At 64.7% G+C, this 12995-nt stretch carries 16 protein-coding genes and 1 pseudogene; 5 read left to right on the top strand and 12 right to left on the bottom strand.

The window, feature by feature from the left end; genetic code table 11:
- Positions 1-71: 71 nt before the first annotated feature.
- A complete protein-coding gene (locus AUR66_RS05965; RefSeq protein ID WP_058571573.1) occupies positions 72-266 on the bottom strand; it encodes a hypothetical protein in 195 nt (64 codons plus the stop codon).
- A 94-nt stretch (positions 267-360) separates the two neighbouring features.
- Here AUR66_RS05965 and AUR66_RS05960 point away from each other — a divergent pair, with 94 nt between their 5' ends.
- From AUR66_RS05960 to AUR66_RS05950, 3 genes are read left to right on the top strand one after another with little or no spacing between them, the layout of a single operon-like run.
- Positions 361-648, top strand: a complete 288-nt coding sequence (locus AUR66_RS05960) for a DUF7130 family rubredoxin-like protein (protein WP_058571572.1) — start codon at positions 361-363, stop codon at positions 646-648.
- A gap of 51 nt (positions 649-699) precedes the next feature.
- Positions 700-1596, top strand: coding sequence for a ketopantoate reductase family protein (locus AUR66_RS05955; RefSeq protein ID WP_058571571.1), 897 nt, complete (start codon positions 700-702; stop codon positions 1594-1596).
- Positions 1597-1645: 49 nt separating this feature from the next.
- Positions 1646-1972, top strand: coding sequence for a DMT family transporter (locus AUR66_RS05950; protein ID WP_058571570.1), 327 nt, complete (start codon positions 1646-1648; stop codon positions 1970-1972).
- Positions 1973-1995: 23 nt separating this feature from the next.
- Here AUR66_RS05950 and AUR66_RS05945 read toward each other — a convergent pair whose 3' ends face one another.
- The 4 genes from AUR66_RS05945 to AUR66_RS05930 form a co-directional block, all read right to left on the bottom strand.
- Positions 1996-3537, bottom strand: coding sequence for a sulfatase (locus AUR66_RS05945; protein ID WP_058571569.1), 1542 nt, complete (start codon positions 3535-3537; stop codon positions 1996-1998).
- A gap of 79 nt (positions 3538-3616) precedes the next feature.
- On the bottom strand, positions 3617-3985 hold the full coding sequence (locus AUR66_RS05940; protein WP_058571568.1) for a NifU family protein: 369 nt from the start codon (positions 3983-3985) through the stop codon (positions 3617-3619).
- Positions 3986-4027: 42 nt separating this feature from the next.
- Entirely contained in the window at positions 4028-4345 is a 318-nt protein-coding gene (locus AUR66_RS05935; RefSeq protein WP_058571567.1) for a DUF5783 family protein, read from the bottom strand.
- A gap of 225 nt (positions 4346-4570) precedes the next feature.
- Positions 4571-4792, bottom strand: coding sequence for a DUF7557 family protein (locus tag AUR66_RS05930; RefSeq protein WP_058571566.1), 222 nt, complete (start codon positions 4790-4792; stop codon positions 4571-4573).
- 252 nt (positions 4793-5044) lie between these two features.
- Here AUR66_RS05930 and ppk2 point away from each other — a divergent pair, with 252 nt between their 5' ends.
- Positions 5045-5875, top strand: a complete 831-nt coding sequence (gene ppk2, locus AUR66_RS05925) for a polyphosphate kinase 2 (RefSeq protein ID WP_058571590.1) — start codon at positions 5045-5047, stop codon at positions 5873-5875.
- 3 nt (positions 5876-5878) lie between these two features.
- On the opposite strand, the gene AUR66_RS05920 is transcribed toward ppk2, so the two are convergent.
- From AUR66_RS05920 to hemC, 6 genes are all read right to left on the bottom strand, one after another.
- On the bottom strand, positions 5879-7297 hold the full coding sequence (locus AUR66_RS05920) for a single-stranded-DNA-specific exonuclease RecJ (protein ID WP_058571565.1): 1419 nt from the start codon (positions 7295-7297) through the stop codon (positions 5879-5881).
- Between the two features lie 156 nt (positions 7298-7453).
- On the bottom strand, positions 7454-8185 hold the full coding sequence (locus tag AUR66_RS05915; protein WP_058571564.1) for an enoyl-CoA hydratase/isomerase family protein: 732 nt from the start codon (positions 8183-8185) through the stop codon (positions 7454-7456).
- Between the two features lie 77 nt (positions 8186-8262).
- Positions 8263-9474 (bottom strand): MFS transporter, encoded by a 1212-nt coding sequence (locus tag AUR66_RS05910; protein WP_058571563.1) that lies wholly within the window; start codon positions 9472-9474, stop codon positions 8263-8265.
- Positions 9471-10214, bottom strand: a complete 744-nt coding sequence (locus tag AUR66_RS05905; protein ID WP_058571562.1) for a uroporphyrinogen-III synthase — start codon at positions 10212-10214, stop codon at positions 9471-9473. Before AUR66_RS05905 ends, AUR66_RS05910 begins: the two co-directional genes overlap by 4 nt.
- On the bottom strand, positions 10211-11089 hold the full coding sequence (gene cobA / locus AUR66_RS05900; RefSeq protein WP_058571561.1) for a uroporphyrinogen-III C-methyltransferase: 879 nt from the start codon (positions 11087-11089) through the stop codon (positions 10211-10213). The genes AUR66_RS05905 and cobA overlap by 4 nt, the downstream gene beginning before the upstream one ends.
- A gap of 1 nt (position 11090) precedes the next feature.
- On the bottom strand, positions 11091-12188 hold the full coding sequence (gene hemC, locus AUR66_RS05895) for a hydroxymethylbilane synthase (RefSeq protein ID WP_058571560.1): 1098 nt from the start codon (positions 12186-12188) through the stop codon (positions 11091-11093).
- Between the two features lie 115 nt (positions 12189-12303).
- Here hemC and AUR66_RS05890 point away from each other — a divergent pair, with 115 nt between their 5' ends.
- The gene (locus tag AUR66_RS05890) at positions 12304-12693 is read left to right on the top strand and encodes a hypothetical protein (RefSeq protein WP_058571559.1); all 390 of its coding nucleotides are present in this window, start codon (positions 12304-12306) and stop codon (positions 12691-12693) included.
- Between the two features lie 62 nt (positions 12694-12755).
- On the opposite strand, the pseudogene AUR66_RS05885 reads toward AUR66_RS05890, so the two are convergent.
- Positions 12756-12995 (bottom strand): annotated as a pseudogene (locus tag AUR66_RS05885) (glutamate-1-semialdehyde 2,1-aminomutase); the annotation flags it as partial.

Below are 12995 nucleotides of genomic sequence, written 5' to 3'. Positions count from 1 at the left end.
ATGGTCGCACTGTGATATCTGCCCTCGAGTCTGCACTTCAGGTGTGTGGTGTGCCTCTTCACCACGTCTATCTAGAACGTCGTACGTTCGTGCCCATCCTCGTCCAGCAGTGAGTAGTGTTTGTCCGGCGCGCGCGTAAGGCAAACATTGCCACACTGCTCCACGTCGATGACCATCACGAAGGTGATGAGCACCACGACGACGTTCTGCTCGTGGCGGCTATCGAGGACTGTTTCAGACCACAGTACGATTCTATATCGCGACATTTGGTTTATTACTTATATTGGGGTGTGCCGACCTGCCCTCTCGGTGACGGCGTTGGCCGTCCGAATTTAGGTGGTGTATGACGTATGTTCACACATGAGTGGTGAGACACAGCCAACCGTCGGCATGGCGGTGTACGCGGAGGATGGGACCAAAATCGGCAGTATCCGAGGATTCGACGAAGATGGGTTCTACGTCACGACTCGCGAGGGACTCGCCGCGATGTCCATCGAACACGAGCGTGCGGGCCACGAGTTCGGCGAAGCGGAGTTGATGTGGCGGTGCAGCGACTGCGGCGAGATGGGTGACATAGAGCAGATACCCGACTCGTGCCCGAACTGCGGTGCCGCGCGCGAACAGATATACTACTGGACCGAAGACTGACGTCACCCGGGAGACTCCTCGATTTTTATCGCCCGACGAGAACCTGTAGCCATGCGAATCCTCGTCTTCGGTGCGGGGAGTCTCGGAACCCTCGTCGGCGGACTCCTCGCGTCGGTTCACGACGTGACCCTCGTCGGCCGAGACCGACACGTCTCGCGCGTCTCGAAGACCGGTCTCGATATCGTCGGCGCCGAGTCCGCACACGTCTCACCGGCGGCGACGACGACAGAAACGGGACACGGCGCAGACGTGGCGCTGGTGACTGTCAAGTCGTTCGACACGCGTGCGGCGGCCGAGGCTCTCGAAGCGTGCGACGTCGACGCCGTGCTCTCGCTCCAAAACGGTATGACCGAAGAGGTGCTCGAATCGTCTCTCGACGTGCCCGTACTCGCGGGCACTGCGACCTACGGCGCTCGCCTCGTCGCGCCCGGTCGCGTCGAGTGTACCGGCATCGGCCGTGTCGTCTTGGGTGCTCTCGATGGGGGCACCTCTCCCCTCGCCGAACGGGTTGGAAAGGCCTTCCGCGACGCGGACATCCGGACGCTCGTCGCCGCCGACATGCCCCGGCGACGATGGGAGAAACTCGCCGTGAACGCCGGCATCAACGCCGTCACTGCACTCTCGCGGGTCGAAAACGGGAGACTCGCGTCCCACGAGGCACGTGAGGTCGCCCACCGCGCCGCACGTGAGACTGCCCGCGTCGCCCGATTCGAGGGTGTCCGACTCCCGAACCGTGTCGCCCGCGAGGCTATCGACCGCGTCGTCGACCAGACCGCCGCGAATCGGTCGTCCATGCTCCAGGACGTCGAGGCTGGAAAGCGAACCGAGGTCGACGCAATCAACGGTGCAGTCGTCGACACCGCGACGAAATACGACTACGAGGTTCCGACGAACCGGACGCTCGCGGCGCTCTTGCGGGCGTGGGAACGAGGAGAAGGACTTCGGTAGGCGCGGTTCCGACCGCGGGCGTCAAGCCACCCCGGACCGTCGTGCCGACATGAACCAACAGACCGCGTGGCTCGTCCTCGTCGGTGCCGCCGTCTTCGAGACAGCCTGGGCGATTGGACTGGAGTACGCGGATGGCTTTACCAACCTCAGAGCCAGCGTGTTCGTCGTCGTCACCCTCGCAATTAGCATGGCGGGTCTCGCGAAGGCCGTCGAAGTGCTGCCAGTCGGGACTGCCTACGCTGTCTGGACCGGCATCGGCGCCGTCGGGACGGTCCTGTTAGGAATCGTCCTCTTCGACGAGTCTACGTCGGTGATTCGACTCGCGTGTATCGTCGCCATCGTCGCGGGTGTCGTCGGCCTTCGTGTCACGGCCTAAAAACGGGGTTCTGCGCGGCTCTCTTATTCGAGGTAGCCGAGGTCGCGGAGTCGTTCCTGTGCTTCGTCGTCCATCTGGTCGACCGAGTCGTCGGACACGTCGGTATCGAGGGCGTCGGTCCACGCGCCACCGGCCGCGTCTTCGAACCCACTGAGTGCGGCCTCCGTCTCGGCGATGGCCTCGTCGTCCGACTCTGCGAGGTTTTCGGTCTCGTCGGGGTCCTCGTCGAGGCGGTAGGCTTCGTCCTCGATGCGGTCGATTCGAGTGTACTTCGCGTCGACGCGGCGGGCAGCACGCATCCGCGAGTAGAAGCGTGAGTCCTCCGGGAGGGTGATTCCCGCCTTCGAGGCCTTCTCTTCTAATTGTTTGAGTTCGACGACGGGGCGCGAGTACTCGACGAAGGCGTACTGCCCATCGTGGTGCTGTCCGGGGTCACCGTTGCTCGCGTCGGCGAAGTCGCGGTAGTTCGCAGAGAGGAGCGACCGAGTTCGGTCGAGCGCGACGGCGTCCTCGCCGGGTTTGGCGGGTTCACCACCTTCGACGCCCAGCGAGTCGAGGACCGTGTGATAGAGGTCGACCAGTTCGACCTGGTCGTCGCGGCGTCCGGTGCCGAGTGCCGGATGTTTGACCATGAGTGGGACGTTGATGAGTGGGTCGTACAGGCAGAACTCGTGGCCGTAGAGGCCGTGCTCGCCGTGGAGTTCGCCGTGGTCTGCGCAGACGACGACCATCGTGTCGTCCCACTTCCCGGTCGCTTTGAGGTGGTCGAATAGGCGGGTGAGTTGGTCGTCGATGTGGGCGATCTCGGCGTCGTAGAGGCCACGGATGTCCTCCCACTCGTCGTCGTCTATTTCGTACGCGCCGGCGTTGTACTCCTTGGAATTCTGGCACACGTCGGTCGAATCGACGCCCGGAGCGAACTGCTCTTTGTACTCTTTGGGCGGGTGGTACGGCAGGTGCGCGTCCATGAGGTTGATGAACGCGAAGAACTGGTCGGAGTCGTCGACGAAGTCGATGGTTCGGTCGATGACCGTGGGCGTCTTCGAGTCAGCACCTTCGCCGCCGGCGAGATACTCGTGGGCGGTGTTGCCGAGACTGACGAGTTTGTCGGCGAGTGCGCGGAGGGTATCGCTGTCGTTCATCGTCTTCCACGCCTTCGCCAACGGGCCGGAGAGGAAGTCGCCCGGCATGACTTCGAAGAAGTTGTCCTGGTCTCCGAACCCGTCGGTCAGGTGGGTGTAGGGCGTAATCCACGCGTTCGAGGAGTAGCACGCGGTGTCGTACCCGGCGGCCGAGAGCGTCTGGGCCAGCGTGGTCGCGCCTTCGAGGTAGGGGTTCTCCTGGTCGGCACCGTGTTGGCTCGGGTACATGCCGGTGAAGAGCGAGGCGTGAACCGGGAGGGTCCACGGCGCGGGCGCGACGGCCTGTTCGAAGACGGTCGCCTCTTCGGCGAACTGGTCGAGGCCCGGCGTCGTCGGGCGGTCGTAGCCGTACGGCGTGAGGTGGTCCTTGCGGACCGTGTCCATGACGACGAAGAGGACGTTCTCGGGCGACTCGGCTGTCATACCCGTGGGTGGGGTGTAGTCGCCGATAAAACTCCTGTTCTCTGTCGCCCGTCGAACAGAAAGAACCCGAGAACCCGGTTTAGAAGGGTGCTTGCGGACCTTGGTCGTCTTCGCGGTCCTCGCTCGTGTCTCCGGGGAACGATGGGCTCACGTCGCCGCCGCGGCTCGAGCCACCCATGTCGCCGCCCATACCGGTGTCGGCGTGGACTTCGTTGATTTCGGGAATCTCCTTGACCATGCGGGTCTTGATGGCCTGGATGGTCATCGGGGAGATGCCACACCCAGAGCAAGCGCCGCCGAGGAGGACCGTGACCTCACCGGTCTCGCGGTCGAGGTCGCGGATGGCCGCACTACCGCCGTGCATCTGGATCTGCGGGAAGTTCCGACGGAGGAAGTTCACGACACGCTCTTTGAGGTCGTCTTCGCCGTCCTGCGTCTCCGTGCTCATGGACGCGCGTTCGGGGTGAACGGGCTTAGGCCTTTGGTTCGGTTACGCTTCGACGCCGAAGACTCGGCGCAGTTCACCTTCGATTTCGTCGACGTAGCGGTCGAGAACTGCGTCGAGTTCGTCGTCCGCGATTTCGACGGCAGTGAGTCGCTCCGGGGCGTTCTCGGGGAGTTCGACGAAGAAGTCGCCATCGTCGTAGAAGGGTTCAGACTCGTTGAGAATCTGCTGGTCGATGCCGTGGATGAGCGTCGAGTCGAACTCGTCGTTCATCGTCTCGAAGGCGTTCTTGTACGCCCGCTGGAGTTGGGGGAAGTAGTGGACGTACTTGTCTTCGAATTTCTCCGGGTCGAAGTCGGTCATACTCGGAGATTTCCCACTCGCGGCAAAAAATCGGACGATTGGCCGGCGAACGCTCGGCGGAGTGCGACGACTGCCGTTTCGTATAGCACCAGCCCGTTTATCACGGGGGTACTGGAGAGAGTGTGATGTCTCTCGAAACCGGGTCTAACGCGTCTCGAACGCGTGAATCGCTTCGATTAGCTGTTGCTCAGTGGTGGGTCTCGAAAATGGAGTGACGTGGTGCGGTCACTCGATGAGTGGGCTGTCCACGCGCGCGGCGCTGAGTTCGCTCGCCACGAAGATGGACACGAGTTCGCTGATCAGTTCGTCGTACGACTCGTCCTCTTCGAGGATCGCGTCCAGTCGCTCGACGGTTCGACGGTCCAACTCGACCGTCTCTGTTTGTACCTCCGGTTCGTACCCGACCGGGTAGTCGTATTCGAATTTGTTTCTTCTCGCGGTCGCCATCGTCTTGCCCCTCTCCGGCCGTGACGGCCGGTACCGTGTGATACACGAGCATATGATATGAGGATTTCGTGGATTTCCGTCTGTCACGGACTGGTTCGGACACACGAGAACGACGCAGGAAATTCAGGCGGACGCCATTGTAAACTGTATGTTGCTATATCGAATCGAAATGGGTGCGTCGAACGATTCCTGCTGCTCGTGTCGAACCCGTTCGCCCACGTGGTATTTGTTCTCGAGGAACATATGTTGGGCATGCCGAGTGACGCGGACCGCTACAACAAGAAGGGGGTTCTGAAGAAGAAACAGTACAAACGCGAGTTGAACCAGTTGCAAGAGGAACTGGTCAAACTCCAGTACTGGATCAAAGAAGAGAACCTGCGAGTCTGCGTCGTCTTCGAGGGACGGGACGCCGCAGGAAAAGGTGGTGTCATCAAGCGCATCACCCGCCGACTCAACCCGCGGGTCGCCCGCGTCGTCGCGCTTGGGAAACCCACAGAGCGCGAGCAAGGCCAGTGGTACTTCCAGCGCTACGTCGAACAACTCCCCACAGAGGGCGAGATGGTGCTGTTCGACCGGAGTTGGTACAACCGCGCCGGCGTGGAACGGGTGATGGGCTTTTGCACCGACGAGGAGTACGAAGAGTTCCTCCGAACCGCCCCCGAGTTCGAGCGAATGCTCGTCCGGTCCGGCATCATCCTCATCAAGTACTGGTTCTCCATCAGCGACGAGGAGCAAGAACGCCGCTTCCAGAAGCGCAACGAGGACCCGAAGCGTCGCTGGAAACTGAGTCCGATGGACCTCGAAGCACGCTCGCAGTGGGTCGAGTACTCGAAGGCGAAAGACGCGATGTTCGAACACACGGACATCGAAGAGGCCCCGTGGAACGTCGTCCACGCCGACGTGAAACGCCACGCACGATTGAACTGTATCTCGCACCTACTGGACCAGATTCCGTACGAAGACCTGACGCCCGACCCCATCGAACTCCCGCCGCGACAGAACGCCGACTACGACCGTCCGCCCATCGACGACCAGAACTGGGTGCCCGCGAAGTTTGGGTCGAATCCGGTCGACGACGAGTGAGGCTTACGCCAACTGCTCGCCGACGATGCGGTCTGCCTCGGCGATGAACTCCTCTACGGTCCCGTTCGGAATCGTCGCACCCGCCGCGACGTTGTGCCCGCCGCCGTCGCCGCCGACTGCTCGGGACGCCTCGCGCATGACGACAGAGAGGTCCAGTCCGTTCCTGACCATCACGTACGACCCGCGCGAGGAGACTTTCACGTCGCCGTCTTCGTTCTCGGCGAAGGCCAACACGGGAATCCCGTTCCGCGTCGCGTCGGTGCCGACGGCCATCCCGGCAACGATGCCGACGATTGTCTCGCGAATCTCGTCACCGGCGTCGAACCACTGAAGGTTCTCCTCGACGGTCAAGCCGTGTTCTTTCACCCACTGGAGGCCGTTCGAGAGGTTCTTGCGGTGATTGCGGAGGAGTCCCCGCGCCCTGTCGAGCGCACGGTCACGGTCACCGAGACAGACAGCGAGACCGACGTCGCCGCGGTCGTAGCGGGCCGTCGCGTTCAACAGCGTCGAGAACTCGCTCACGTCGCGGAGTTCGGTCCCCTCCTGTTCTTCTGAGAGGACGTACGTCGTCCCCACGAGGTCGTCGATTCGTCTGGCCGGCACACCGCTGGCGATGGCCCGACGAATCAGCGCACTGGCGAGCGTCTGGCGCTGGTCACCCGTCAGGTCGACCCAGCGCTTCCACTCGCCGTCGTCGTCGCGGCAGGGCACGTCGAGTTCGGTCAGGAACTCGATTGCTCCCGCTTCGTTGTTCGAGATGCCGGGGATACGCACGTCCGTCGCGTACTGGAGGAGTTTCGGGAGTGCGCGCGTCTGTCGGCCGTAGATTCGGAGGTCGGTGCCCTCTTCGACCACACCGGCGGCGACACCTTCCTCGACGATGCCCTCGTTGGCACCGGTGAGTGTCCCGTTGGTATCCTGCATGTCGCCGACTGCGCCGACGACGGCGAGGGCGGCGAGGTCACGGTTGTCGCCACCGTCGGGTTCGAGTGCGCGCGCGAGGACGTAACTCGCACCCGCCCCAGAGAGTTCGGTGGCCCCGTCGAGGCCGAAGCGAAGCGGGTTGAGGTGGTGTTCGGTCTCGACTCCGTCTGCGGGCTGGTGGTGGTCGGCGATGACTGGGTGGAAGTCGCCCGCCGCTTCGTGTTCGGCGATGATGTCGAGTTGCCCGCTGCCGAAGTCGGTAAAGAGGACGGTGTCGTAGTCGGTCGCCGCGATGTCGGCGATGGCTCGCTCGTCGAGTTGGCGACAGAACACCGTCTCGAACGGAATCTCGGCGCGTTCGAGCGCTGTCGAGGCGATGCCAGCGCTGGTCAACCCGTCGGCGTCGATGTGCGACGCGAGGAGTACCCGGTCGGCGTCGCGGAGGTGGTCAGCGCACGCCGCGGCGTGCTCGGTCAGGTCGGGGACGGGGCCTTCCATCTGTTGGGTACTCGCGTCGTCATCGGCATAAACGCTGGCAGTTCGGCGAGGAACGTCTCGATTCGACTGGCGGTCACGATGTGTGGCAGTGGTCCCGTGTTCGTACAAAAACCTTCGTCGGGAGAGTCGGGTCTGTGCCGAGTACCGTGCCGTCGGTTATCGTTCGAAGAACCGTTTCGTGGCCGCCCGGCACTCGTCGTCGGTACGAATCTCTTGGAAGGCACCGCGAATGCGCTCACGGGTGCCCGGATTTGCCGCCCCGACTGCTGCGTGCTGTTTCGCCAGTCGAGTCGAACGCCGCGGCGACGTGGCGATGGAGTCGACGAACTCACCGACCGTCGCGTCTAGTTTGTCGTCCGAGACGACACGGTTCACGAGTCCCCACTCGGCCGCCCGGTCCGCGTCGATTGGGTCGCCGGTCAGCGCGAGTTCCATGAGTCGTTTCTTGCCGACGGTTTCGGCCACGCGTTCGACCGCATAGGGAGGGTACGCGCCGATTGTCGTCTCGGGGAGCGCGAACGTGGCGTCCGGAACGGCGACGGCGAGGTCACACGCGGCGACGAGTTCACACCCGCCGCCGTAGGCGAGGCCGTTGACCGCGGCGACGACGGGGATATCCAGCGACTCGATGCCGAACAGCACGTCGTAGAGGCAGTCGGTCAGTTCCTCCACGTCGTCTGCTGTTTCGGCTTCTTCGATGAGGGCGATATCGTCGCCAGCGCAGAACACGTCTTCGACACCCGTGAGGACCGCGACCCGCGACTCTTCTGCCGCCCGGTCGAGGCCGTCACGGAGTTCCTGCCACCCGTCGAGGTGGAGGGCGTTCATCTTCTCGGGTCGGTCGAGCGTCAGCCAACTGGCGTCGCCGCGAGTGTCGTATCGTAACATGACACACAGTGCGCAGACGAGTGAGAATAGTCTGGGGGTTCACATGTGACAGTCGTCGGGAGTCGCTGCGAGTCGCGTCACCGAAGACGTCGCGTGACGACGAACAGCAGACTCGCCGCCGCCACGGTAGACACCGCGACGAACGCCCACCCGGCCGCGTAGCCAATCGACTCGACCACGATGCCGAACAACGGTGGCGCGAGCAGTCCACCAGTGTTGAGCGCGGTCTGTCCGCCGGCAGTCGCCGCGCCGATATCGTCGTCGTCGACGACGCCGCTCAGACAGGAGTAGAACACGCCCGTCGACCCGTGGATAGTGAGGCCGAGGGCGACGAACACGAGGGTGGTGAGGACGAGCGACCCGCCCGACCACGCGAGGAGGCCGAAGAGGACGACTGCACCTGCGAGTTGGACGAGTGCGACAGTCGCCGCGCCGCGCGCCCCGCCGAGTCGGTCGGCGAGACTCCCTGCTCCGATTCGGCCGATGCTTCCCGTCACCTGTGTCGCCGCGAGGACGCCACCCGCGAGTGCTGGTCCCGTCCCGACGACGTCCTGCACGTAGAGGACGGTGTAGCCGAGCATCGAGAAGATGGACGCGCCGATGAACAACGCGGCGGCGACGAGGGCGACGTAGGCCCGGTTGTCGCCCAATCCTGCGAGTCGCGGGCGTTCGAGACGCCCCGTTCCGGGACTCCCGCGGTAGCGGGCGGCGAAGAGGAGTGCGTACCCGAAGGCGACGACGGCGATGAGCCAAAACCCGACTTGCCACGCCGCGACGACGGCGATGCCGGTGATGATGAGCGACGAAGCACCGCTTCCGACGGTGACTCCGACCTGTTTCAGCCCCATCGCGAGGTTCTTGCTCCCGGCGGGTGCGGCGTCGACGATGCCGCGATTCGACGCGGGCATCGCCGTCGAGTAGGCCGCGCCGAGGAGGCCGGCGGTCCCCAACAAGAGCGCGTACGACGGCGCGAACGAGACGCCGACGAGGGCGACAGCGAGTGCGAGGAGGCCGACGACCATCACCGGTTTTTCGCCGTAGCCATCGACTGCCGCACCGCTCGGGAACAAGAAGAGCGTGTAGCCGAGCAACCCTGCCGTGAGAAAGACGCCGACGAGCGATTCGGACAGCGAGAACGCCTCGCGGACGAACCCCGTCGCGGCGAAGATGGTGTAGTAACAGAGACTGGCCGCCGTCTGCCACCCGGCGACGGTTGCGACGGCGCGCCACGACCCCTCGGTTGCCGACGCACGTGTCGCACCCGAGTCGCGGCGGCGCGTCCCCGTCACTCGTGATACGTCGGTGCCGCCGTCTCCACGACGTCGCACGCGAGTGCTTCGAACGTCGCCTCGCTCGGAACCACGTCGACGTCGATACCGAGCGATTCGGCCGTCTCCCGTGTCGGGGCACCGATTGCGCCCACGATGGCCGCGTTCAGGCCAGCGATTGCGTCCTCGCGGATGCCACGCTCGTCGGCGGCGTCGAGGAAGTGTTGGACCGTGAGCGACGAGGTGAACAGGGCCGCTTCGAGGTCACCGTCGGCGGCCATGACGGCCGACTTCCCGGCCCCTTCCGGGCGGACGAGGCGGTAGAGGACGGTTTCGTGAACGTCGGCACCGGCGTCGCGCAGGCCATCGAGGAGAACCTGACTCCCGTGGTCGCTCCGGGCGACTTCGACCGTCTCGCCTGCCACGTCGGGCGCGAGGTGTTCGACCAGTCCAGCGGAGGTGTACTCCTCGGGTACACGGTCGACGGTCCACCCGGCCTCACGGGCGGCGTCGGCGGTGGCGGGCCCGATACAACAGAGGACTGCGTCGCCCGGGTCCCACCCGGCCTCTGCGAGCAGTTCGACACCAGTCTTGCTCGTGAGGACGACGTACTCGGCGGGTTCGGGCGTGGCGTCGGTCGGTTCGACCGCGAGCATCGGGTCGGCGACGGGTGTCGCACCGAGCGACTCCAGCAGTTCGACTGCCGCGTCGATACGGTCGTCGTCTGGGCGGAAGACGGCGGCGCGAACCTGGTGGCTCATTCGTCGTCTGCCTCCTCGTCGCCGCTCTCCTTCACGTCGTCGGTCGATGCAGCGTTGGCCAGTGCGTCGATACCGCCGCCGCGCAGGAACGACTTGACGCGGTCACGCGTCGCCGCAACCTCGCCGATGACGGTGATTGCCGGCGGTTCGATGTCGGCCTCGTCGCGTGCCTCGACGATGGTGTCGAGAGTGCCGGTTGCGACGCGCATCTCGGGCCACGTCGCGCGTTCGATGAGGGCGACGGGCGTGTCGCCGTCCATGCCGGCGTCACGGAGTTCTGCGGTGTACAGCGGCAGTTTGCCGACGCCCATGAGGACGACGAGTGTCCCGCCCGTCGCGGCGAGTGCGTGCCAGTCGATTGCCGACTCCTCTTTCGTCGGGTCTTCGTGGCCAGTGACGAACGAGACGGACGAGACGTAGTCGCGGTGGGTGACGGGGATGCCCGCCGACCCCGGTCCCGCGACGGCAGAGGTGATGCCCGGCACGATATCGAACGGGATGCCGTTCTCGGCGAGGTGTTCCATCTCCTCGCCGCCGCGCCCGAAGACGAACGGGTCGCCGCCTTTCAGTCGGACGACTTCGTTGCCCTCGCGGGCGAGTTCGACCATCCGCGCGTTCGTGTACTCCTGCGGCGTCCACTCGCCGCCGGCGCGCTTTCCCACGTCTTCGCGCTTCTCCGGCGGAATCATCCCGAGAATCTCCGGGCCGGGGAGTTTGTCGTGGAGGACCACGTCCGCTTCGTCGATGAGGCGCGCGGCCTTCATCGTGAGCAGTTCCGGGTCGCCCGGACCGCTGCCGACGAGGTGGACGACACCGACAGAATCGGCGTCTGCTGCTTCGGAATCAGCGCCGGTCTGCTCGTCCGCACCTGCCATCTTACTCCTCCTCAGCTTCCTTTCTGGCGGCTTCGACCAGTTGGCCGGCACCGCGTTCGCGCAGGTCCGCCGCGAAGTCACGGGCGGCGTTCGCGTGGTTGCCGACCGGCAGGTTGCGGGACGTCTTGATGGCTTCCGACCCGTCGGTTGCGAGCACCTGCACGTCCACGTGGACGTGTTCGCCCTGCAGGAGGGCGTGGACGCCGACCGGCGCGATACACCCGCCGCCGAGTTCGGCGAGGATGGTCCGCTCGACGGTGGTCTCGACGCGGGTCCGTGGGTGGTCGAGTTTGTCGTGGACGAGGTCGATAATCTCCGGGTCCGAGGCCGTCACCGCGATGGCTCCCTGCCCGGGCGCGGGGACGAACGACGTTCGCTCGAGACGCTGGTACTCGACCTTGTCGGCGAGGCCACTGCGCTTGAGGCCCGCTTCCGCGAGGACGATGGCGTCGTACTCCGTCTCGACTTTTCGACTCATCGCCTGTCGTTCGAGTTCGCTGAGGCTGTCGAACCACTCGTCGGGTCGCTGGTCGAACTCGCTTTCGTGGTCGGTCTTCCCGTGCTTGCCTTTCCGTTCTTCGTCGTCGTCGATGCGCGCTTCGTGTTCACGCTGGAGACTCGTCGCCAGCAACTTCTCGACGCGCGTGTCGACGTTGCCGCGGAGTGCCGCGACTTCGAGGTCCTCGCGGTAGTTCTGGAGTTGGGCCTGCCGGCGGAGCGACGAGGTGCCGACGACTGCGCCTTCGGGGAGTTCGTCGATGTCCTTCCCGTCGGGGGTCACGAGGACGTCGCCCGCGGGTGCACGCTCGGGAACGCCCGCGACGACGAGGTCGTTGGGCTTCTCGGTCGGCATGTCTTTCATCGAGTGGACCGCCGCGTCGACGTCGCCGTCGAGAACGCGTTCGTCGAGTGCGCGGACGAACGCACCCGTCTTGCCCAGTCGGTGGATGAGTTCGTCCTGAATCCGGTCTCCCTCGGTCTCGACTTCGACGAGTTCGACGTCGAGTCGTCGGCTTCCGAGCGCCTCCTGTACGCTCGAAGCCTGTGCGCGAGCGAGCGCCGACCCCCGCGTCGCCAGTCGCAGCGTCCGTGTAGTCATACGCTGTTGTCTGGCGTCCGCGTTGAAAAGCCCTCCAGTTCGTCGCCGTCGTGTCGGGTCCTGACGCACCACGCAGGGGAAAGACGCATACTCGGCCCGCACTACGATTCCCGCAATGCCCTCTCTCGATTCCGTCGGCCAACAGGTCGGCGACTTCGTGGTCGTCGCGCTCCTCTTTTTCGGGTTGCTCCCGCTGTTCGGGCCACTCGACGTGCTCCTTCCCATCCTCGGCTACGACGCACCGGGATGGCTCGGCTACGTTCTCGCCGGTGTGGCAGGGGCAGCCTTGACGTGGGTTCGCCCGCTTCGCCTCCGCCTCGTCGTTCGGGTATGGCTCGTCGGCCTCGTCACGACGGTCGTCTTCGTCACGGCGCTCGTGTTCTTCGAGATGGACGGGAACGCCGTCGGCATCGTCGTCGCGTGGGGCGTCGGCGTCGGTCTGGGCGTCGGACTCGCCTACCCACCACTCTGGCGCGCGGCGGAGGCGAGGCTCCGAGTGGACTGAATCCGAACTTCGAACTGTAGCGTTAACGAAATATTATTCGGCAGACCGCGTCGCTGTCCGCGTCAGAGCGCCTCTTTGTACGCTTCGAGTGTCTCTTCGATATCTTCGTCCGTGTGGGCGTACGAGACGAACTGCGACTCGAACTGGTTCGCGGTGAGGAAGACGCCGCGGTCTTTCATCTCCTGCCAGAAGACGCGTTCCCAGCGGTCCGTCTCCGCCTTCGCCACGTCGGCACCGGTCTTCGGACAGTAGTCGAAGCGGTTGCACGACTCGTCTTGCACGCACCCGGCGTCACAGACGTT

This window comes from Haloferax profundi (genome assembly GCF_001469865.1).
GTDB lineage: Archaea > Halobacteriota > Halobacteria > Halobacteriales > Haloferacaceae > Haloferax > Haloferax profundi.
The sequence above is the reverse complement of the archived record's forward strand: the minus strand, read 5'-3'. Positions and strand labels throughout refer to the sequence as shown.